We start from the raw sequence: 20,976 nt of genomic DNA, 5'->3' as shown, positions 1-20,976 counted from the left end.
GCCGTCGTCAACGGCGCGTGAGGCTCGCCAGAAACCGTTCGATCTCGTCGTTCACCGGCTCCGGATCGGTGACCGGCCCCATATGCCCGAGTCCGGCGAAGTCGACCCGGCGCACGTCGGGCAGGGCGCCGGCCAGCAGACGGGCCACGGCCAGTGACGAGGCGGGCGAGCGCTCGCCGGTCATGTACAGCACCGGCATGTCCAGGCGGCGGAAGGCATCCAGCGGGGTGGGGTCCCGGGTCAGCGCATGGGCCCAGTGCGGGATATTGACGATGCTGGCCAGGATGGCCGGCCTGCGCTCCTTCGGGATCTGTTGCCACGCGCCGGGTTCCATCCAGTAATCGATGAAGCACTCGGCGGCAGCGCTCGGGTCGTTGGCCTCCAGCGCGCGGCTGGCGGTGGCAACGGTGCTGCGGATGCCATCGGCGGCATTGGGTGGCGGCGACTCGGCGTCGAGCAGGGAGAACAGGGTCGGCTCGTACAGCGCCAGGGCGCGCACCTTCTGGGAATGACGCAGCGCGGCGAGCAGGGCAATGGCGCCGCCATAGGAGTGGCCCACCAGCACCAGCGGCGGCCGGGCGCGCAGCAGCAGCGGTTCGATCAGGTCGACCTCGTCGGCCAGGGTCAGCAGCCGGCCGCCACCCCAGTGCGGCGTCTTGCCGGCGCCGTAGCTGTCCGGTGCGAACACCCGGTAATCACCGGACAGCCGCTCCATGAGACCGCGCCACTGGTTCGAGCTGCTGGCATTGGCGTGGAAGCAGAGCACTCCGCAGCCGTCGCCGGCGGTGCGGAAGAAGGGTCGACAGGCGTCATGCGCGCCTCCGCAGGCCCGCTATTTCGCGTGTTGCGCGTAGCTGACCATCAGGTTGCGATAGTCTGGAATATGCCTGGCGAACAGGTTGCCGAGGCCCTCGACGTCGTTGCGCCAATCGCGGTGCAACTCGCAGGCGACGCCGAACCAGCTCATCAGCTGCACCCCCGCGGCACTCATGCGCGCCCAGGCCGAGTCCCGGGTCAGGGCGTTGAAGGTGCCGGAGGCATCGGTGACCACGAACACCTCGAAACCCTCCTCGATGGCCGACAGGGCCGGGAAGGCCACGCAGACTTCGGTGACCACACCGGCGATGACCAGTTGCTGCCGGCCGGTGGCCTTCACTGCAGCGACGAATTCCTCGTTGTCCCAGGCATTGATCTGCCCGGGCCGGGCGATATAGGGGGCATCGACAAAACGTTCCTTCAGCTCGGTCAGCAGCGGCCCGTTGGGGCCGTTCTCGAAGCTGGTGGTCAGTAGGGTCGGCAACTCGAAGTAGCGGGCCAGATCGGCCAGTGCCAGCACGTTGTTGACGAACAGGTCCGGCTCGATGTCGCGCACCAGGGAAAGCAGGCCGGTCTGGTGATCGACCAGCAGCACGGCGGCGCGCTGCTTGTCGAGCCGCCGGTAGGGAATGGTCATGGGGTTGCCTCCTAACCTCGGTCGGAGTCCGGGCATGACCTTCTGAGTGCGCGGCGCGAGGTCGGGTTCCGGCGGGGGCGTCGCCGGTCCTCGGGGTTAGCTTGGGTCCGACTCGGGCAGCCTGGCGACCACCTTGATCTCGAATGCAAAGCCCGACAGCCAGGTCACGCCGACACCGGTCAGGGTCGGGTAGGGCGCTTCGCCCCAGTAGTCCGGCAGCACCTTCATGAGCGTGTCGAGCCGGGATTCGGGGTCGACCACGAACAGGGTCACGTCCACCACGTCCGCGAAGGTGCAGCCGGCAGCCGCCAGTACGGCGTTCAGGTTGTCGAACGCCAGCCGTGCCTGGGCCTCCAGATCCGGCTCGGGTGAGCCGTCTTCGCGGCTGCCCACCTGTCCGGAAACGAACAGGAACCCGTTGCTGCGAATGGCCGGGGAATAGCGGTTGCGCTCGTACAACGCCTGCCGCCCGCTGGGAAACACCACATCACGCTGTGCCATAAGGCCTCCTGAAAGGGTCGTTGACCCGAAAAAATGACCCGCCCACTTTAGAGTCGCCAGATGAGGCGATAAACGCGCAAAATCCGCCCTCACTGTTTCCAAATTCCAAACAATCGGAGCGAGCATGGACCGGTTCGAGGCGATGCGGGCCTTTGCCTGTGTGGTGGAGGTGGGCAGCTTCACCAAGGCGGCCGAGCACTTGCACCTGAGCAAAAGCAGCGTCACCCAACTGGTGCAGCAGCTGGAAACCCGCCTGCGAGTGAGGCTGCTCAACCGCACCACGCGCCGGGTCGGCCTGACGCCCGACGGCGCCGCCTACTACGAGCGTGTGGTGCGCCTGCTGGCCGATCTGGAAGATGCGGAAGCCAGCCTGACCGGCGCCGCCGCTCAACCGCGCGGTCGTCTGCGGGTGGATGTACCCAGCCCGCTGGCGCGCCTGGTGCTGATTCCCGCCCTGGTGGATTTTCATGCGCGCTACCCGGATATCCAGCTGGACATGGGGGTCAGCGACCGGGTGGTGGACCTGATTGGCGAGCATGTGGACTGCGTGATCCGTGGCGGCGAGCTGGCCGACCAGTCGCTGGTGGCGCGCCGCATCGGCAGCCTGCGCCTGCAGGCTTACGCGGCGCCGAGCTACGTGCAACGTGCCGGCGTTCCCCGGCATCCGCAGGAACTGGAGGACAGTCACCACCGCATCGTCGGCTTTCTCTGGGCGCGTACCGGCAAGGTCCAGCCCTACGCCTTGCAATGTGGCGACCAGCGCCTATATGTGCGCGGCCGTCATATGCTGGCCGTCGACGACGGCAATGCGTACCTGGCCGCCGGCCTCGCCGGGTTGGGCGTGCTCTGGCTGCCCGACTACATGGGCGCGCCGCACCTCGAACGGGGCGAACTGGTGCCGTTGTTCGAGGAGTGGCACGTCGAGCCCATGCCGCTGTATGTGGCTTTCCCGCCGAACCGGCATGTGAGTGCGAGGTTGCGAGTGTTTATGGATTGGGTGGCCGAGGTGGTGGGGCGCTGGGCGCCGGTTGCCTAGGCTTTGCACGGAAAGTGCTTGGGCTCAGTGCTTGGGCTCGGCGAAATCCGGCCTGTTTGACGCGGCGGGGCGCGGTCGGCTTCACTGCCCGCAGAAACGGAGGGTCGTCCCCATGTTTGTCTGGCTACTAGTTGTCACCCTGGCCGTTTCGGCCGCGGTCTGCTTCCTCGTCGCACGCATTTTCGACAAGCCGATCGGCAATATCCTCGCCCGGCTGGTTTCCGGAGAGCTGGGGTCGGCGTGGCACCGCTACATCACCTTCGCCATTTATGTGGTGGGTATTTCCGGTGGGGTGCGCATCTGGGCGCTGGAACAATATGTGACGCCTCGCGCCAAGGACGAGGAAATCATCGAATTGAACACGGCGCGCTGGGTGCTGGAGGTGTACCGAACCATCATCGAAACCCTGCAGGGCATCGCCTGGATGCTGCTGGTGTTCTTCATCTTTGCGCTGATCGCCTACGTTATTCTGCGTGGCTTCGAGCTACGGCATGCCAGGAAGGAGCAGGAAAAGCAGTAGGCTGGCCTCTTCGATCGGAATCTGTGTGTCTGGAGCGGCTTATCACGCTCTTCAGGCAGGAGCCTGGTTGAGAAAGTAGGTCCCAAGGCCATGCAGTACCGGAAGGATCATTAGTCCGAAAAAGGCCATTACCCGATACGTTCGGGTGCTTCGGTACCTTTCAAGAAGGCCGACGAGGGCGATGAAAAGGCAGTAAGCGGCCAGCAGGCCAAACAGATCGCTGTCGGCAATGGCTGCCAGGTAGCTGGAAAAACTCATCGGTGTCGGCCCACGGGTAGGGTTCTGGTATTGAAAGGGCTATCGGGCGCCTGGCTCTAAACGCCAGGCGCCGTGCTGTTGACCTCAGCACATGGTGAGTTCGGGAACGGCCTGCGCTGTCTGCTTGCGGATGGGTCGGATGAACATGGCTGTTCCATCAAACCGCATGTCGATTTCAAAAAGCTCCGATACCCGGATCAGATCGCCCAGCTTCTGATATCCATAGTTCACCGCCGAAAAAGAGCTGTTGTTTCGTATGTAATCGCCGACGTTGCTCAGGTTCGACCAGCCATCGTCGTCGGCGGTCTGATCGGCCGCGGTCCGGAGCAGGCGAACCAGGCTGGCGTCACCGCGGAGTTCGTTGCGGGTCTTTTTCTTGGGGCGCTCGGCAATGGCCTTTTCATCATCGGGGGAACCCATCAGGTTCTCTACGTAAATAAACGACGTGCAGGCTTGAACGAAGGGCGAGGGTGTTTTTTTCTCGCCAAATCCGTAAACAGGGAGGCCACTTTCCCGTAGTCGATGTGCTAACGGTGTAAAGTCGCTGTCGCTGGTCATGAGGGCAAAGGCATCGATGTTCTTGCTGTACAGCAGATCCATTGCGTCGATTATCATCGCTGCGTCGGTGGCGTTCTTTCCTTTCGTATAGGCGAATTGCTGCATGGGTCGGATGGCAAAGGGGTGAAGACGTTCGACCCAGCCGGTTAAATGTTCGCTTTTCCAATCCCCGTGGGCATGGCGGACATTAACCATGCCGTATTTGGCCAGCTCTTCCAGAACCCCCTCGACGGCGTTGTGGCTGACATTGTCGCAATCGATCAGGAGGGCGATACGCGTCTGCTGCACGGCAACTTCCTTGTCAAAGGCTGAGGCCAGGACGGTGCCATTGATTCAGGGCCTGGGCAAGGGTCGATGCACAGCTCCAGGGCGGGTGCGCAGGGTGGCGGGCGGTTGAGCTGCTCGTACGGTGGTCCGTGCTTCAGTATCGGCATTGCCGGCAGCACGCAGAACAGATAGCTACCGGCGTTTGATGGTCAAACCGTAAGCGTTCGTACCAAATTCGTTCCTGATATCACGTCGAAGTGATCCAGTTCACACTTTTAGTCCCGGTACTCATGACGGTTATTTGATCCGCGTCAGACCCCGCTGGAGGTTTCCGAGTACAAATTGCAATCAGCACTTATGTGCCTTGACAGCTCTAGGGTGATTGCCGAAAGCTGTAACCCCTGTCGGGTTAGCCGACACTTAATGATCGTCTTGAAGAAGAGAAATAACTATGAAACGGATTCTGCTCGGTACTCTGATTGCTGCCGCCTCGCTGAACGCATTCGCTGAAGCGCCGGGTGGCCCGAACTGCGGTTGGGGCAACATGCTGTTCGAAGGTCAGAAGGGCCTGCCGTCGCACCTGGTGGCTTCCATCACCAACGGCACTTCCGGCAACGCCACCTTCGGCATGACCTCCGGCACCAACGGCTGCTCCACCAACGGCACCCTGACCTACGGTGGCAAGTCGATGCTGGTGCTGGGCAGCATCATGAACGAGCTGTCCGAAGACATGGCCAAGGGTGAAGGCGAAGCGCTGACCACCTTCGCAGTCGTGCTGGGCGTGCAGCCGGAAGACCGTGCGCACTTCTCCGCTGTGACCCACAGCCATTTCAACGAAATCTTCAGCTCGGCCGACGTCACCGCCGAGCAGGTCCATGCTGCTACCCTGGCAGTGCTGAAGAAAGACGCACGTCTGGCTCAGTACGCCGACAAGGCCTAACAAGGCTGCGGGCGTTCTACGGGACGCCCGACTCTTTTCGGTATGCCCGCCACGGCGGGCATATTCATGTGCTCCTCCCGCTATTGGCTTTTCATGCTTCGACGCTTGCTTCCCCTTTTGCTGAGCGGCGCTTGTAGCTTGTCGCAGGCTGCCCCGCACATCACACCCGACCGTTTGCAGATCCTGGCCAATGAACCGTTCTGGTTGTCCCTGGGGCACTACGAGCGCGGCACGCTGGGCGGCTGGCGCAGCTATGTCGACGATGATGAATATTTCCTTGCCGAGCATGGGGAGAAGGACCCGCTCGCCGAGCTGAGAGCGACTATCCCGGCCTTGTACCGCGACCCCGCGCTCGGTGACCGCCATCCGCAATGTCTCTATCCGGCCCGCACGCGCTGGCTGCGCGACCAGCTGTCACTGAACGATCTGCCGAAGGTGAATTGTGCGGAGTTCGACACCTGGTACAACGACATCGCGCCGCACAGCACCGTGCTGGTGTTCCCGGCGGCCTACCTGAACAGCCCTTCGTCGATGTTCGGCCATACCTTGCTGCGCATCGACCCCGTGGATATCGACCGCGAGGGCAGCCCACTGCTGAGTTCTGCAATCAACTTCGGCGCCTATATCGAGGGCATGGACAACAGCATCCTGTATGCCTGGAAGGGGCTGATGGGCGGGTATCCCGGATTGTTCTCGCTGATGCCTTACCGCGAGAAAATCAGTGAATACAGCCGCCTGGAGAACCGCGACCTGTGGGAGTACCGCCTGAGTCTTACCGCGGAGGAAACCGGGCGCATGCTGGAGCATGTGTGGGAGCTGCGGCAGATCCAGTTCGATTACTTCTTCTTCGACGAAAACTGCTCCTACCGGTTGCTCGAGCTGCTGGAAATCGCCCGGCCGGGGCTTGAGCTGACCGATCAATTTCCCCTGACCGCAATCCCTGCCGATACCGTGCGGGCGGTGAAGGACGCCGGGCTGATCGAGCGCATCGATTACCGACCTTCCCGTGAGCATGAGCTGCTGGCGCGTGTCGCGCCGTTGGATAGCCACGAGCAGGGCTGGGTACAACGTCTGGCCGAAGATGACACCGTGCTGCAGGATGGCGAATATCTGGCCCTGCCGGCCGAACGCCGCGCGCTGATTCAGGACGGTGCCTACCGCCTGCTGCGCTACCAGAAGAGCGGCGCCGAGCGTGATGCTGCCACCGCTGACCGCAGTTATCGCCTGTTACAGGCGATCAACCGCAACCCGCCGCCGCGCCTGGACGTCCAGCGGCCGCTGTTGCCCGAAGACGGCCATCGGTCGCGCGCCTTGCTGTTGGGTGTCGGCAATCGCGGTGATCGCGCCTTCGCCGAATACGGCCTGCGCATGGCGTATCACGACCTGCTCGACAACCTTGACGGTTTTCCGCTCGGGGCGCAGATCGAGCTGGGAGAGTTGAGGGTGCGCCAGTACGAAGGCAATCACTGGCAGGTTCAGCAATTTGATCTCATCAGTATCCGTTCGCTCACGCCGCGTACCCGCCTGCTCAAGCCCTGGTCCTGGCAAGTTGCAACCGGCGCCGAGCGGGTGCTCGGGATAGATGGAAAAGAACGCCTGGCAGGCTATTTCAACGGAGGGGGCGGTTTCTCCTGGAGCCTTGGCGAAGGACTGCTCGGATTCGCCATGGGAACCGTACGCCTTGAACACAATCGTGACTTCGCCGCCGCGCTCAGTCCGGCAGCCGGTTTCGATGCCGGTCTGCTCTGGCGCAATGCAGCTGGCAATTTGCTGCTCGAGGCCCAGGGCGACTATTTCCATAACGGTGAAGTGCGCCGGCGCCTCAGCCTCAGCCAGCAACTGGAGTTGAGTGAGAATCTCGGCATCCGAATTAGTGCGCAACGCGAATTCAGCCAATGGTCCTCGCCGGAAACGGAAGTGCAGCTGCAACTGCGCTGGTATTTCTACTAGGCAGACGCGGCGCTCGGGTCAGTAGCCGCGGGACAAACGCGACTGGCGCAGGCCGCTTCGTGCCAGCCAGAGCGTTGTCCGCCTACTCGATCCTCCCGCCTTTTTCGATCCACAACCCCAGCAGATCCCGCTCGGCCTGGCTCATCTGGGTGAGGTTGGCCAGCGGCATGTTCTGGCTGGCCACGGCCTGTTCATGGATGGCGCGCTTCCAAGTGAGGATCTGCTCTGGCGTGTCGAAGGTCGGCACCAGCGGCGTGGCCTGGAAGACCGGGTTGCTGGGTGTGCGGGAATGACACTCCAGGCAGCGGTCCTGGATGATGCGTTGCACCAGGGCGAATTCCCGGTGGGTGTCCAGTGGCTCGGGCGTCGGGATGGCGTGCTTGAAGGCCGCCGCGAACGACGGTGCTGCCGGTCTGGCGCGGGCTTCGCGTTGCAGGCCGTCCGGCATGGCTACATACAGCGCCAGCACGCCGAGGGCGCTGGACAGCGCCCATTTCGGCGTCAGCGCCTGCTCCAGTCCGTACCAGATCAGCACCAGCAGGCCGCCGATCAGCAGCAGCAACTGCCAGGCGTAGGGATTGGCCATCAAGTCCGGCGCGTGGGCGCAGAGCAGGGTGAACAGCAGGGGCAGGGTCAGGTAGCGATTGTGCCGCCTGCGCAGGGTCGCGCGCGCGGCGCAGGGCTGGGTTGCCCGGCTCGCGCCGTGCAGGTTGCTGGCCATCAGGGTCACCAGCAGCGCGCCGCTGTGCAGGTAGGCGCCGCTGGCGCCGAACAGCTGGTGGTAGCCCCACACGGCGTAGCCGAGCAGTCCGTAGAGCACGAACGCCAGTAACAGCGGGCGGCGCTGCAGGGCATCGCATAAAGCGCGGTAACCGAACCAGGCGGTGGCCAGCGTACCGACCGTGACCAACACCGCTGCTTCGGGGCGCAGTACCGTGTCGCCGAGGGATACCGGCGCCGGCAGCAGGCACCAGGCCGCAACCGCCAACAGTGCAGCCTGATGGCGCATCGTCAGGCGTGGGGCGGCGCAGGGATCAAGGGGGAAGGTGCGCGCCAGCACGTATAGCGAAGCCAGCCAGAGCGCGGCGGCCAGTAAGGCCAGCCAGCCGAGGGTGAGGGCCAGGGCATCCATGCGATGGGTCTCCGTGTAACGGCAGCTTCTCCGTCTGCCGTTCTTTCAGAGACAGGCCATCGCCCGACTGGTTCAGGGCGTTGGCACCTGCTGTTCCAGCCACTTCACCAGTTGCTCGCGCCAGTGCCGGGTGTAGAGCATTTCGCCGTGGCGGCGCTGCGGATCCAGCCACAGCCAGACTGGCGGGGCGGCGGTGTGGTAGAGGCGCTCGCCGTGGCTGCAGGGCACGGTAAGGTCGGCGCAGCCGTGCAGGATCAGCAGCGGCATGGGCGGGCGCTGATGCAGGTAGCGGTCGGGGCTGAAGTCGTCGCGGATGGTCCAGGCCAGCGGGTAGCGCAGCGGGGAGGTCAGCCAGACATCGCCGAGCTTTTCCCGGGCGATCAGCCGATAGCCGGAGAACGCGCTGTCCAGCACCAGGGCCTGCACGTCGCCGGGCTGGCTGTGGGCGACCACGGTGGCTGCGGTGGCGCCGCCCAGGCTCTGGCCGTAGACCACCAGCGGCAGCTGCTCCTGTCGTGCCCGGGCCACCGCCCAGGCGAGACCGGCGCGGGCATCCTGGTTGACGCCGTGGATATCCGGAGTGCCTTCGGAAAGGCCAAAGCCCCGGTAATCAATGAGAAACAGGTCCCAGCCATGGCGGTTCAGCCAGCTCATCGCCACGTAATGGGTGCTGATGTTCTCGGCGTTGCCGTGCAGGAAGTAGATCAGCCCGCGACGGGGCTGGCTCCGGGCCGGCAGGTACCAGCCGTGCAGGCGGGTGCCGTCGGCGGATTGGAAATGCACGTCCTCGTAGGGCACACCGGCCTGCGCGGGGGTGCCGCGCAGCCCGGGCTCGGGAAAGTAGAACAGGTGGCCACAGCCGGCGCAGAGGGCCAGCAACAGGCCGAGCAGGGCGTGGCGGATCAGAAGTGAGGCAGCCATGTCAGTCCGTTTCGCTGCGTGTGTCGTCGCGTTTTTCCCGGTGCGTGTTCAGGTGCAGCGGCTGAACTGGCGCCCGGAGCACGTCGGCTCCGGCACCCATTGGCGTAAATCACAGGCCCAAGGGCTCTAGCAAGCGCTCCTTGGGAAGCTGCGAGTGCTGTCGCGAAGCAACTTCCGCGACGTTTGCGGCGACCTCAGCGGATCAGGCTGAGAAATTCGCTGCGCGTGGCGGCATTGCTGCGGAACTGGCCGAGCATCACCGAGGTGACCATGGAGGAGTTCTGCTTCTCAACGCCGCGCATCATCATGCACATGTGCTGGGCCTCGATGACCACCGCTACGCCAGCGGCGTCGGTGACCTGCTCGATGGCCTCGGCGATCTGCCGGGTAAGGTTCTCCTGGATCTGCAGGCGGCGGGCGTACATGTCGACGATGCGCGCGACCTTGGACAGGCCCAGCACCTTGCCGTTGGGCATGTAGGCCACGTGGGCCTTGCCGATGAAGGGCAGGATGTGGTGTTCGCACAGCGAGTACAGCTCGATGTTTTTCACCAGCACCATTTCGCTGTTGTCGGAGCTGAACAGCGCACCGTTGGTGACGTCTTCCAGCGTCTGCTCGTAACCGCGGCAGAGGAACTGCATGGCCTTGGCGGCGCGCTTGGGCGTATCGCGAAGGCCTTCGCGGGCGACATCCTCGCCGAGTTGTTCGAGGATCGAGCTGTAGTGTTGTTCCAGTGACATTGGTTTACCTGTCGGGCATGGAAATGAGCACGAGGCGCGCAGGGTAGGGACGCAAGCGTCCGGCTGCAAGCCTCACGATACCCGCGCGTGGCGTGGGTCGTCGTTTCTGCATGAGGAATTATCGCTTGCCGTGCGGCGCTTCATTCGTCCCGGCCGTCCAGCATGGTGCGCTTGAGCAGCACGTAGAGGGCGCCGGTGCCGCCGTGGCGCGGCAGGCAGGAGGTGAAGCCGAGCACCTGCGGATGCTGGCGCAGCCAGGTGTTGACGTGGCTCTTGATCAGCGGGCGCTTGCCGTCCAGGCGCGCGGCCTTGCCATGGGTGACGCGCACGCAGCGCACTTCCAGCTTCGCGGCCTCGGCGAGGAACTCCCAGAGCGTCTCGCGGGCCTTTTCCACGGTCATGCCGTGCAGGTCGAGGCTGCCCTCGAAGGCGATCTGGCCGGCCTTGAGCTTGCGCATCTGGCCATCCTGCACCCCGTCGCGGGCCCAGTGCAGTTCGTCCTCGGCACCCACGTCGATGACGAACTGGTCGGACAGGCCATCGACACGGAGCGTGTCACTGCGCTGGGTGGCGTTCTGTCGACGGTTGGCCAGTTGCTGGCGATCGGCGCGTGGCTTGCCGGTGTCGGCGCGATCGTCCTGGATGCGGCGAACGCCACGCACGGCCTGGCTGAAGAGGGAAAAATCGTCGTCTTGGTTCATGCGACCTCCTGAGGGCCGCTAGTTTACTCCCGATTCAGTCGCGCTTTTTCATCAGGTGCGGCGACAGGCCGAGATCCTCGCGGATGCGCAACCGCTGGCGGCAGTGGCGCCAGATGAAGATACCCAGGATCAGCAGGGCGATGCCCAGCAGGAGCAGCGTCCAGGCATTGGCGGGGCTGTCGTTCAGTTCGCCGAGAGCAGGCGGGCGGCCCAGCAGGGTGGCGGTGCCGGCCATGACCAGCAGAACGCCCAGGGTGGCGCCGAGCGCGCCGGCCAGGCCGCCCAGGCGCCAACTCCAGCGGCGTGGCGCCGGGCGGGTCGAGAAATTGTCGGAGAACTTCATGCCGTTGCACCTCGCGAGCCAGCCGGTGTGAGACCTGGGCCGGGTGCGCGGGTTCGCTGGCGGGCGACGGGAGGCTCAGAGCACGTCGCGGGCGTGGGGTACCACCACCGCAAAGTTGTCGGCCAGGGCGGCCATTTCCATGCGGTGCAGGTCGGCGGCAGCCAGGGTGCCTTCGCCCAGCGGGATGTCGCGGGTGGCGATGGCCGCATCCACCAGGGTGCAGCGGTAGCCGTAGTCCTTGGCGGCACGCACGGTGCTGCTGATGCTCGAATGGGTCATGAAGCCGCAGACGATCAAGTCCAGATGTCCGTGAGCCATCAACCGGTCATTCAGGTCGGTGCCGGCGAAAGCGTTCGGCAGGCGCTTCTCCACCACGGTTTCGCCCGGTTGCGGCGCCAGTTCCGGCAGGAAGTGACCCCGCTTGCCTTGCGGGTCGAGCAGGCCGCCGGGAATGCCCAGGTGGCGCACGTAGATGATGGGGCGGCCCTGGCTGCGCGCGGCGGCGATCAGCTCGGCGATCTGCGCCATGGCGGGCTCCAGGCCCGGCAGGGCCAGCGTGCCCATGCGGTATTCCTGCTGCGGGTCGATGATCAGCAGGGTGGCATTGCCCAGCGTGGCCGGCGCATAGGCGCGACCGTACAGTTGGAGCATGGAAAGCGGCTGGGTCATGGGTATCTCCTGAAACGCGAGGACGGCATTGTGGCCTCAGTGGTAACACTTGTGAATCGGCTTGCGACGTTTTTCCAGCATCAAAATGATGGCACTTGGTCCCATTGCGCGGGACGGACGGTCTTGCTTGGGATAAAATGCCGCGCATTTGCCCAGGAGAGTTCATTGTGTCCGTTCTGCCCACCCGCCTTCGTACCTTGCGCGATTACATTCGCTGGGCGGTCAGCCGTTTCCAGGCTGAGGAAATCTACTTCGGGCATGGAGCCGACAACGCCTGGGACGAGGCCCGCATGCTGGTGCTGGGTGCCCTGCACCTGCCGTACGAAATGACCGACGCCTACCTGGACTGCCGCCTGGAAGACCACGAGCGCGACCTGCTCGGCAGCCTGATCGAGCGCCGCGTGGTCGACCGCGTACCGACTGCCTACCTGCTCGGCGAGGCCTGGTTCTGCGGGCTGCCGTTCAAGGTGGACGAACGCGTGCTGGTACCGCGCTCGCCGATCGCCGAGCTGATCAGTCAGCGTTTCGCGCCCTGGCTGCCGGCCGAGCCGGCGCGCATCCTCGACCTGTGCACCGGCTCGGGTTGCATCGGCATCGCCTGCGCCTACGCCTTCCCGGAAGCGGAAGTGGTGCTCGGCGACCTGTCCTTCGATGCGTTGGAAGTGGCCAACTGCAACATCGAGAAGCATGGACTGGAGGATCGCGTCTACACCGTACAGGGCGACGGCTTCGATGGCCTGCCCGGCCAGCGCTTCGACCTGATCGTCTCCAACCCGCCCTACGTGGACGCCGAGGACTTCGCCGACATGCCGGACGAGTACCACCACGAGCCGGCCCTGGGCCTGGCCTGTGGCGATGACGGCCTGGACCTGGTGCGGCGCATGCTCGCCGAAGCCGCCGACCACCTCACCGAGCAGGGCATCCTGGTGGTGGAAGTGGGCAACAGTCAGGTGCATGTGCAGGCCCTGTACCCGGAAGTGGACTTCACCTGGCTGGAGTTCGAGCACGGCGGCCACGGCGTGTTCCTGCTGGCGGCGAAGCAATGCCGGGAGCACCAGGCACTGTTCCGCAGCCGTCTTTTCTGATCAACCGGTCACCCGGCGCCACAGGGCGCGGCCGATCACCCGCACCTTGTCCCGGGGCGTGAAGCGCTTGAGGGTGGCCTTGACCACCCCCTGGGTGAAGCGAGTGCGCTTGGAGTAATCGACGCGCACATCCACCAGCACCGGGCGGTTCTGCGCGGCGAGTTGCAGCGCCTGGCGGATGCCCTCTGCGCAGCCGTCGTTGCCGTCGATGGCCACGAAGGCGGCGCCGGTCGCCTCGGCCAGGGCTTTGACATTGAGCGGCTGCAGCACCGTGCAGGTCTTGCGGTTGTAGGGGATTTCCTGGGCCTGGGCGATCTGCGACAGCTCGCCATCGTTGAACACGAACAGCGGCACGCCCAGCCGCAGCTGGCTGGCGGTGAGCAGCTCCAGGCCGGTCATGCGCAGCGCGCCGTCGCCCACCACGCCCACCACGGTCTTGTCCGGATTGGCCAGCTTGGCGCCGATGGTCGCCGGGATGCAGTAGCCCATGGCGTTGAAGTCGCTGGGCGACAGGTAGCGGCGCGGGCCATGGATCGGCATCAGCTCGGCGATCAGGAAGGTGTGGTTGCCGTCGTCGGCGACCACGATGGCCTCGTCGTCCAGCTGGCTGCGCAATTCGGCGAAGAAGCGCGCCGGGTTCACTCGACCCTGGCTGTCGTGCTTGAACCACTCGTCACGGTAGGCCGCCTTGTCGGCGCGGATACGCTCGGCCATACCGCTGCGCGCGGCCGGCTGCAGGGTTTCCACCTCGCGCAGCAGGGCAGGGATGAGCTGCGCGGCATCGCCCTCGAGCGTGACCCGGGCAGGGAAGTTGGCGTTGAACACTTCCGGATTGATGTCCGCGTGAATCAGGCAGTCCGGCACCGGCATGCTGTAGCTGCCGGTGGGGATTTCCGAAAAGCGCGTACCTACCGCCAGCAGGCAGTCGCAGCCGGCGAAGGCGTTGGCGGCCGCCGGCACGGCATAGTCGCCGAAGCCCATGCCCACATGCAGCGGGTGATTGCCGGGAAAGGCACTCAGGCCCTGCAGGGTGGTGCAGGCCGGCGCGTCCAGCAGCTCGGCCAGGCGCACCAGCTCGGCCTGCGCGCCCACCGCACCCCAGCCGAGGAACAGCCCCGGACGTTTGGCGCTGACCAGCAGGCGCGCCGCCTCGCGCAGGGCCTCGGCGTTCTCCTGCGGGGCGGCGATGGCTTGCTGGAAGGCCGGCATCTCGTCCACCTCGCCGAGGAAGTTGCCGATGTTGTATGGCAGCTCGACGAACACCGGCCCCGGCTCGCCGCCGGTGGCAATGCGGTAGGCCTCGTACAGGGTGGGAATCACCTCGGCATGGCTGCCGATGCGGAACGTGGCCTTGGTGATCGGCTTGAGCAGGGCGTGCTGGTCGATGTCGTGCAGCTGGTAGCGGTAGGGGCTGTCGCTGTGGATGCCGCCGGAAATGATCAGCATCGGAATGCCATCCAGCCCCGCCTCGCCGATGCCGCTGGCGGCGTGGGTGACACCCGCCGCCGGCACGATCACCAGGGTGCCGATGCTGTCGCTGGTGCGGCTCACCGCATCGGCCATGAACGCCGCGCCGCACTCGTGGGTGACCAGCACCGGCTGGATCTTCTCCGAGGCGTTCAGCTCGTCATACAGCTCGGTGTTGTGCACGCCGGGTATGCCGAAGGTAAAACGCACGCCCAGCTGTTCCAGGGCAAAACGCGCCAGTGCCGCGCCGGTCTTCTTCATGTCCTGCTCCTTGTGAATGTTGTTGTGTGGCAAGGCCTGAACCGAAATCTATGGGGAAGGCTCGCGAACAAGTTCGCTCCTGCAGAATCAACCACCTTGTGCAATCGCCTGCGCCGCGCGGCGGCCGTTGAATACGCAATTGCTCAGGAATGTCCCCTCCAGCGAACGAATGCCGCTGATCCCACCGCCCCCGAAGCCCGCCGCCTCGCCGGCCGCGTACAGCCCGGGCACCGGTTGGCCCGTCGCGTCGAGCACCCGCGACTGCAGGTCGGTGAGCATGCCGCCCATGCTCTTGCGGCTGATGATGCGCTCGCGGATGGCGATCAGCGGGCCGGCCTTGGGGTCGAGGATTGGCTGGTTCCTGCAGGTACGCAAGCGGTCGCTGCGCCACTGGCGCAGCTGGGCCAGGCGGCGCAGCTGGTCGTCGTTGTGCAGCGCCGGGCCGCGCTTGAGCATGGCGTCGTAGGCCTGCACATCGGCACGCATGCCAGCCAGGTCCACCGGCAGCGGGCCGAGGGCGTTCATGCGCCCGGCCAGTTCCTCCAGCGTGTTGCCACTGACCACGTCCGGGCAGCGCTCCAGCATCCAGTTCACCAGCGCCTTGTTGCCGGTGAGGGTCTGCCAGATCAGCCTGACCAGCTTGCGGTCGCGGAACAGCGGGTTGGTATCCGTGCCGGAAATGGCCATTTCCTTGATCGCGATGCGCCAGTTCATCAGTTGCCAGCTGTACTGGCCGGGTAGTCGGCCGACGCGCTTGCACAGGTCGTGGGTGTCGAAGCCGGTGACCAGCGGCTGCGGACCGATACGCCGGCCGTGGGCGTCCAGCCACAGCGCCGAACGCGGCGGAATCAGGCTCAGCCCGTGGTCGGGGTATTCGGGTTCCGGGTGGGCGATGCCGGCGGCGTAGTTCCACATCTGGCCCAGGTTGACCACCTGGCCGCCCACCGCCTGCACCTGGTCATGCAGGGCGCCGTCGGCGCATGGCGGGGTGCCGTTGAGCAGGTTGTCGGGGCAGGGGCCGTACAGCGCCGTGTCCCAGTGCTGGCGCACCCGGCCGAGATCGCCGCCGATGCCGCCGGTGCACACCACCACCTGTTCGGCCTGCACCCGAAACGCGCCCCGCGGGCCGTGCCCGTGACAACCGCTGACCGCGCCGTTGCGCCGCTCCAGGCCCTCGACCCGGTGCTCGAACAGCAGATCCAGCAGGTAGCTGCACGGGTGCGAGAACAGGCGCGCGGCCAGCGTGCCGACCAGCCCGCGCCCGCAGCCCCAGGCCACGTGGTAGCGCGGCAGCGAATTGCCGTCGCCCTGGTTGCCGCGCTCCACCCACTGCACGGCGGGGAAGAAGCGGATGCCCTGGTCATGCAGCCAGTCATAGACCTCCACGCGGTTGCGCGCCACGTAGTCCTCTGCCCAGCGCCGGCCCCATTGCGCGTCCGGCGCGAACTGCGCGGCGCGCAGCCAGTCGGCGAGGAACAGCGCGGGGGAATCCTGGATGCCGTTGCGTTTCTGCTCCGGGGTTTCGCTCAGCAGCAGGCCGCCGAACGCCTCGTTGGCCTGGCCGCCGCAGGCTGAGCGCGGGCCGGCGTCCAGCAGGGTGACGCGTTGCCCCCGGTCGAGCAGTTCCAGCGCGGTGACGATGCCGGCCAGGCCGGCGCCGATCACCAGGGTATCGGCGTGGTGCAGGGAGTTGCTCATGTGCCCTCGGTGTAGTTCTTGTTTTTGCCGGCGAGCATAGGCAGCCTTGGCGCGGCCCGGCCTGACATTTTGCGAACGAGGACCCTCATGACCCAGATCGCCCGCAGCGCCGTGTTCATCGGTTTCGAAGCACTCTGCCGCGCCAATGGCCTCGACCCGCTATCCCTGCTCCCACGTTGTGCCCTGGACCCCGAGGTGCTGCAGCGCCGCGACCTGTATGTGCCCTATGCACGCTTCGGCCAGGCGCTGGCGCTGGCGGCCGAACGCTCCGGCAACCCGCTGTTCGGCCTGCACCTGAGCCGCCTGCACGACTATCTGATCTTCGGCCCGTTCGGCCTGTTGCTCGCCCAGGCGGAAAGCTTCCCCGAGGTGCTGCGCCTGACCCGCAACTACGTGCACCTGCACGCCCAGGGCATCGAACTGGCGACGGCGGAGCAGGGCGATGCCCTGGAGGTGCGCTACAGCCTAACGCTGCGCGAGCACATCGACACGCGCCAGTTGCTGGAGCTGGGGCTGGGGGTGGTGCACCGCAGCCTGGGCAGTCTGTTCGGCGAGGCCTGGCAGCCGAGGCGGCTGGAGATTCGCCACGAGTCGCGTGGCGCGCTACCGCACTACGAGGCGTTCTTCGGCTGCGAGGTGCGTTTCGGCCAGGCGCGCAACGCCTTCATCACCGACCGTGCGCTGGTGAACCATCGTCCGCTGGCCCAGTCCGCCCCGTTGCGCTCGCACCTGCTGGCCGAGTTCGCCGGCCAGGCGGACATTGCCGAAGATCCGGTGGCGCAGCTGTGCTACGTGCTGCAGTCGATCCTCACCACCGGCGAAGCCAGCCTGCCGGTGGCCGCCCGTCTGCTCGGCCAGCACCCGCGCGTGCTGCAGAAGACCCTGCAGGCGCGCGGGGTCAGCTTTCGTACCCTGCTCGACCGGGTGCGCTACCAGGAAGCCTGCCAGCAGCTGCGCCAGTCGGGCCAGTCCATCACCGAGCTGGCGCTGCACCTGGGGTATGGCGACGAAACCGCATTCGCGCGCGCCTTCCGGCGCTGGAGCGGGGTGTCGCCGCAGGCGTGGCGGCAACGCGCGAATGCGGGGCCGATCAATCCTTCGCGCTGCGCCAGGCCATAGACTCCGCGACTTTATGCGCAACGACATTGCGGGGGTTGCATGAGTCCGAGTCTGACGGTGGCGGTGGTTCTGGTGGTGGCGTTCTTCGCCGTGGCGTATGCGGTGGGACTGTACAACGGCCTGGTGCGCCTGAAGCATGGCGTGGGCAAGGCCTGGGCGAACATCGACGTGTTGCTGCGCCAGCGCCATGAAGAGCTGCCCAAGCTGGTGGAAACCTGCAAGCAGTACATGCAGCACGAGCGCGCCACGCTGGAGCGGGTGATCGCAGCGCGCAACGCGGTGGCCAGCGCCCGCGAGCGGCATGACATGCAGGCGCTGGGCCAGGCGGAAAGCGGCTTGCGCGCCGGGCTGGGGAAGCTGTTCGCGCTGGCCGAGAATTATCCGCAGCTGAAGGCCGACGAGAGCTTCCGCCATCTGCAACAGCGCATCAGCGCCCTGGAGAGCGGCATCGCCGACCGGCGCGAGCTGTACAACGAGGCGGTCAATCTGAACAACGTGCGCATCGAGCAATTCCCGGATGTGCTGCTGGCGCGTTTCTTCGGCTTCGCCGCCGCGACCCTGTTGCAGTTCAGCGAGGCGGAAAAGGCCGACGTGGATCTCAAGGCGCTGTTCGGCTGAGGACGGGGCGATGAATGTCGTGCATACGCTGGCGCTGTTCGCCGGGGCGGTCTTCGCCTGTGCTGCCGGCGGCTGGAACAGCGTGCGCTGCTGGTCGCAGGCGCGCCATCTGCAGGACACGCCCAGCTCGAAGATCCGCTCGGCGGCGCAGGGGTATGTGGAGCTGGCCGGCCTGCTCCAGTCCGCGGAGCAGACGCAGTTCGGGCCACTCACCGGACAGCCGTGCCTGTGGTGGCGCTACGAGATCGAACGCTATAGGACGAGCGGCAGGTCGCGCCGCTGGCAGACGTTGGAGAGCGGTCGCAGCGAGGCCTGGCTGCGCCTGGCCGACAGCACCGGCGAATGCGTGATCGATCCGCGCGGCGCGCAGGTGTATCCGGCGACGCGCCAGGTGTGGGAGGGCACGCTGCGCCATCCGTTGCGCGACGCCTCCTACGGGCTGCTGGACGGGCTGTTCGGCGCCCGGTATCGCTATACCGAGGAACGCCTGCACGTGGGCGAGTACCTGTATGCCATCGGCGAATTCCAGACAGAAAGCCCGGCCAGCCGCTCCCTCGACGGGGAACAGGCCCGGGGCGCGGTGGTGCGTGAATGGAAAGCGGATTTCACCGGCCTGCTGCGCCGTTTCGACGCCAACGGTAACGGTCGCCTGGATGACGAAGAGTGGCGGCTGGTCCAGCTGGCCGCCCGCCTGGAAGCCGAGCAGCGCCATCGGCAGGCCGCCCGGCAACCCGACTGGCACCGCCTGGCCAAACCCGGCGAGGCGCAGCCGTTCGTTCTTTCCAGCCGCGGCAAGGAGGGCGCGATCCGTCATCTGCGCAGGAAGGCGCTGCTAAGCGCGCTGGTGTGTCTGGGAGGCGCCTGGGCGATGGCCTGGCTGCTCGATCGGTTTCTCTGAACAGTTTGTTCGGGGGCGCAGGGCGGTCAGGGCAACGCTTTGGCCGCCGTTGCATCGTCCGGGGCCGCAGGCGGCCCCGAAGAGGACCTCAACGCAACAGCAAGAGAACAATCACCCCCAACTGCACCCACACCACCGTCTGCCAGAAGCGCAGCGGATGGCGCTGCAGCAGCGGTGCTTTCGTGCGGTGCAGCAGTTCCGGCGGCGGCTGGCGCAGGTCGTGGAGAAATTCCGACAACTCGCCGTAGCGCCGCGCCGGGTTGGGGTGCACAGCCTTGCGCAGCACGTCATCGACCCAGGTCGGCAGGTCGCGATCCTCGCGCCACAGCGGGCGGTAGCGCAGGCGCAGCTGGGCGGTGCGGCTGCGTGTACGGGACACTTCGGCGCCGTAGGGCAGGTCGCCGCCCAGCAGGCGGTAGGCGATCACGCCCAGCGAGAACAAATCCGAACGCACGCTGCTGCCTTCGCCGAGGAAATACTCCGGTGCGGTGTAGGCCAGCGCGCCGGGCACCGGGTTGTCCGGATCCATGCCACCTTCGGCCAGGCCGGAGACCTGCGCCGAGCCGAAGTCGATCAGCTTCAGGGTGCCGCCGGCGTCGATCAGGATGTTCTCCGGACGCAGGTCGCGGTGCAGCATTTCCAGGCGGTGAAAGGCGCGCAGCCCGCGGGCGATCTGCTCCAGCAGGTCGCGCACCTGCTCCAGCGAGGGCTGCGGATGATCGGTCATCCAGTGGGCCAGCGTCTGGCCCTCGACGTACTCCGCCACGCTGTACAGGTACTGGCGCGGCCGGCTTGTCGCCGGCGCGCGCACCACATGCACGCTGTGCACGCGGCGGGCGATCCATTCCTCGAGCAGCAGGCGTTCGAGATACGCACGGTCGTGGCGCAGGTCCAGGGACGGGGTCTTCAGCACCAGCCGTTCGCCGCTGTGCTCGTCCTCGGCCAGGTACACATGGCTGCGGCTGCTGGCATGCAGTTCGCGCAGGATGCGGTAGCCGTCGAAGCGCGCCGGCGGCTCCAGCAGCGGCGGCAGGGCGAGTTCTTCGAGCTGGCGCTGGACTTCCCCGGCCTCGCCGTCAGGCAGGGCATTGATGCGCACCAGTTGGGCGGTGAGGTTGTCCGGGCTGCCCCGGGCATGGGCTTCCAGCACCAGGCGGCGCGCGGTGGCGTCCAGATCGTCCCCGTGGGCATCGATCAGCGCGAGCAGTACCGCCTCGCCCAGCCATTCATGCACGCCATCGGTGAGCAGCAGGAACAGGTCGCCGACCTGCAGGGGCAGGGCGCGGTAGTCGATTTCCAGATGCGGGTTGATGCCCAGGGCGCGACCCAGACAGCTCTGCTCCGGCGACAGCCAGACCCGATGTTCCTCAGTGAGCGCCTCCAGCTGGCCGTTGCGCAGTCGGTAGAGGCGCGCATCGCCGACATGGAACAGGTGCGCGGTGGTGGACTTGAGCACCAGCGCGCTGAAGGTGCAGACATGGCCGCGGTCACGGTCATAGCGGTACGGGCCGCGCCGCGTCTGGGCATGCAGCCAGGCGTTGGCAGCGACCAGCACGCGCTGGCCGGATTGCTTCACCGACCAGGCGTCCGGCGTGCAGAAGTAGTCTTCCAGAAAGCTCTTCACCGCCGTTTCGCTGGCGATGTGGCTGACCTCGCTGCTGCTGATGCCATCGGCGATGGCCAGGGCGATGCCCTTGCTGTGTTGCTGCTCGGGATCGGGCAGGCGCAGGCCGTGGAAGTCCTGGTTGAGGGGCTTGCGACCCTTGTCCGAGAACTGGCCGACGGTGACGGCGAGGGTGGTGGGCATGGGTCACCAGGAAATTTACCAGCGTCGGGTCGTC

The 20,976-nt window shown here is 66.0% G+C and carries 21 protein-coding genes; 8 read left to right on the top strand and 13 right to left on the bottom strand.

Annotation, left to right across the window (positions count from 1 at the left end):
* Positions 1-7: 7 nt before the first annotated feature.
* The 3 genes from AS93_RS19140 to AS93_RS0109980 form a co-directional block, all read right to left on the bottom strand.
* On the bottom strand, positions 8-766 hold the full coding sequence (locus tag AS93_RS19140) for an alpha/beta fold hydrolase (RefSeq protein WP_051587439.1): 759 nt from the start codon (positions 764-766) through the stop codon (positions 8-10).
* A gap of 66 nt (positions 767-832) precedes the next feature.
* Positions 833-1,453: an isochorismate family cysteine hydrolase YcaC gene (gene ycaC, locus AS93_RS0109985; protein WP_027590481.1), complete on the bottom strand. Its 621-nt coding sequence runs from the start codon at positions 1,451-1,453 to the stop codon at positions 833-835.
* A 96-nt stretch (positions 1,454-1,549) separates the two neighbouring features.
* On the bottom strand, positions 1,550-1,954 hold the full coding sequence (locus AS93_RS0109980; RefSeq protein ID WP_027590480.1) for a RidA family protein: 405 nt from the start codon (positions 1,952-1,954) through the stop codon (positions 1,550-1,552).
* A 124-nt stretch (positions 1,955-2,078) separates the two neighbouring features.
* Between AS93_RS0109980 and AS93_RS0109975 the strand changes: the two genes are divergently transcribed.
* On the top strand, positions 2,079-2,990 hold the full coding sequence (locus AS93_RS0109975; RefSeq protein ID WP_027590479.1) for a LysR family transcriptional regulator: 912 nt from the start codon (positions 2,079-2,081) through the stop codon (positions 2,988-2,990).
* A gap of 112 nt (positions 2,991-3,102) precedes the next feature.
* Positions 3,103-3,510, top strand: a complete 408-nt coding sequence (locus AS93_RS0109970) for a hypothetical protein (protein ID WP_027590478.1) — start codon at positions 3,103-3,105, stop codon at positions 3,508-3,510.
* A gap of 342 nt (positions 3,511-3,852) precedes the next feature.
* Here the strand turns inward: AS93_RS0109970 and AS93_RS0109960 are convergent, their stop codons facing one another.
* Positions 3,853-4,614, bottom strand: coding sequence for an NYN domain-containing protein (locus AS93_RS0109960; protein ID WP_027590476.1), 762 nt, complete (start codon positions 4,612-4,614; stop codon positions 3,853-3,855).
* A gap of 430 nt (positions 4,615-5,044) precedes the next feature.
* Between AS93_RS0109960 and AS93_RS0109955 the strand changes: the two genes are divergently transcribed.
* On the top strand, positions 5,045-5,533 hold the full coding sequence (locus tag AS93_RS0109955) for a DUF3015 domain-containing protein (protein ID WP_027590475.1): 489 nt from the start codon (positions 5,045-5,047) through the stop codon (positions 5,531-5,533).
* Positions 5,534-5,626: 93 nt separating this feature from the next.
* A complete protein-coding gene (locus tag AS93_RS0109950) occupies positions 5,627-7,483 on the top strand; it encodes a DUF4105 domain-containing protein (protein ID WP_027590474.1) in 1,857 nt (618 codons plus the stop codon).
* 82 nt (positions 7,484-7,565) lie between these two features.
* On the opposite strand, the gene AS93_RS19135 is transcribed toward AS93_RS0109950, so the two are convergent.
* The 6 genes from AS93_RS19135 to AS93_RS0109920 all read right to left on the bottom strand — a co-directional run bounded on the left by AS93_RS19135 (position 7,566) and on the right by AS93_RS0109920 (position 11,989).
* A complete protein-coding gene (locus tag AS93_RS19135) occupies positions 7,566-8,615 on the bottom strand; it encodes a urate hydroxylase PuuD (protein WP_051587438.1) in 1,050 nt (349 codons plus the stop codon).
* A 72-nt stretch (positions 8,616-8,687) separates the two neighbouring features.
* Positions 8,688-9,536, bottom strand: coding sequence for an alpha/beta hydrolase (locus AS93_RS19130; RefSeq protein WP_037008908.1), 849 nt, complete (start codon positions 9,534-9,536; stop codon positions 8,688-8,690).
* 194 nt (positions 9,537-9,730) lie between these two features.
* On the bottom strand, positions 9,731-10,276 hold the full coding sequence (gene folE, locus AS93_RS0109935) for a GTP cyclohydrolase I FolE (protein ID WP_027590473.1): 546 nt from the start codon (positions 10,274-10,276) through the stop codon (positions 9,731-9,733).
* A 140-nt stretch (positions 10,277-10,416) separates the two neighbouring features.
* On the bottom strand, positions 10,417-10,977 hold the full coding sequence (locus tag AS93_RS0109930) for a Smr/MutS family protein (RefSeq protein ID WP_027590472.1): 561 nt from the start codon (positions 10,975-10,977) through the stop codon (positions 10,417-10,419).
* A 34-nt stretch (positions 10,978-11,011) separates the two neighbouring features.
* Positions 11,012-11,320: a hypothetical protein gene (locus tag AS93_RS0109925; RefSeq protein WP_027590471.1), complete on the bottom strand. Its 309-nt coding sequence runs from the start codon at positions 11,318-11,320 to the stop codon at positions 11,012-11,014.
* 75 nt (positions 11,321-11,395) lie between these two features.
* A complete protein-coding gene (locus AS93_RS0109920; RefSeq protein WP_027590470.1) occupies positions 11,396-11,989 on the bottom strand; it encodes a cysteine hydrolase family protein in 594 nt (197 codons plus the stop codon).
* Positions 11,990-12,156: 167 nt separating this feature from the next.
* On the opposite strand from AS93_RS0109920, the gene prmB reads away from it, so the two are divergent.
* Positions 12,157-13,074: a 50S ribosomal protein L3 N(5)-glutamine methyltransferase gene (prmB, locus tag AS93_RS0109915; protein ID WP_027590469.1), complete on the top strand. Its 918-nt coding sequence runs from the start codon at positions 12,157-12,159 to the stop codon at positions 13,072-13,074.
* Here prmB and AS93_RS0109910 read toward each other — a convergent pair whose 3' ends face one another.
* Both AS93_RS0109910 and AS93_RS0109905 read right to left on the bottom strand, forming a co-directional pair.
* Positions 13,075-14,802: a thiamine pyrophosphate-binding protein gene (locus tag AS93_RS0109910; RefSeq protein ID WP_027590468.1), complete on the bottom strand. Its 1,728-nt coding sequence runs from the start codon at positions 14,800-14,802 to the stop codon at positions 13,075-13,077.
* Positions 14,803-14,889: 87 nt separating this feature from the next.
* Positions 14,890-16,500 carry an FAD-binding dehydrogenase gene (locus AS93_RS0109905; RefSeq protein ID WP_027590467.1) on the bottom strand — a complete coding sequence of 537 codons (1,611 nt, stop codon included), beginning with the start codon at positions 16,498-16,500 and terminating at the stop codon, positions 14,890-14,892.
* Between the two features lie 87 nt (positions 16,501-16,587).
* Here AS93_RS0109905 and AS93_RS0109900 point away from each other — a divergent pair, with 87 nt between their 5' ends.
* Genes AS93_RS0109900 through AS93_RS0109890 form a run of 3 tightly spaced genes read left to right on the top strand, consistent with a single transcriptional unit; the run spans position 16,588 to position 19,135 of the window.
* Positions 16,588-17,619 (top strand): AraC family transcriptional regulator, encoded by a 1,032-nt coding sequence (locus AS93_RS0109900; RefSeq protein ID WP_027590466.1) that lies wholly within the window; start codon positions 16,588-16,590, stop codon positions 17,617-17,619.
* A 39-nt stretch (positions 17,620-17,658) separates the two neighbouring features.
* Positions 17,659-18,237 (top strand): LemA family protein, encoded by a 579-nt coding sequence (locus AS93_RS0109895; protein WP_027590465.1) that lies wholly within the window; start codon positions 17,659-17,661, stop codon positions 18,235-18,237.
* A gap of 10 nt (positions 18,238-18,247) precedes the next feature.
* Entirely contained in the window at positions 18,248-19,135 is an 888-nt protein-coding gene (locus tag AS93_RS0109890) for a GIDE domain-containing protein (RefSeq protein WP_051587436.1), read from the top strand.
* An 88-nt stretch (positions 19,136-19,223) separates the two neighbouring features.
* Here AS93_RS0109890 and AS93_RS0109885 read toward each other — a convergent pair whose 3' ends face one another.
* On the bottom strand, positions 19,224-20,942 hold the full coding sequence (locus AS93_RS0109885; RefSeq protein WP_027590463.1) for a bifunctional protein-serine/threonine kinase/phosphatase: 1,719 nt from the start codon (positions 20,940-20,942) through the stop codon (positions 19,224-19,226).
* Positions 20,943-20,976 lie beyond the last annotated feature (34 nt).

The organism is Pseudomonas sp. RL, from assembly GCF_000647775.1.
In the GTDB taxonomy this organism is placed as follows: Bacteria; Pseudomonadota; Gammaproteobacteria; order Pseudomonadales; family Pseudomonadaceae; genus Serpens; species Serpens flexibilis.
The sequence above is the reverse complement of the archived record's forward strand: the minus strand, read 5'-3'. Positions and strand labels throughout refer to the sequence as shown.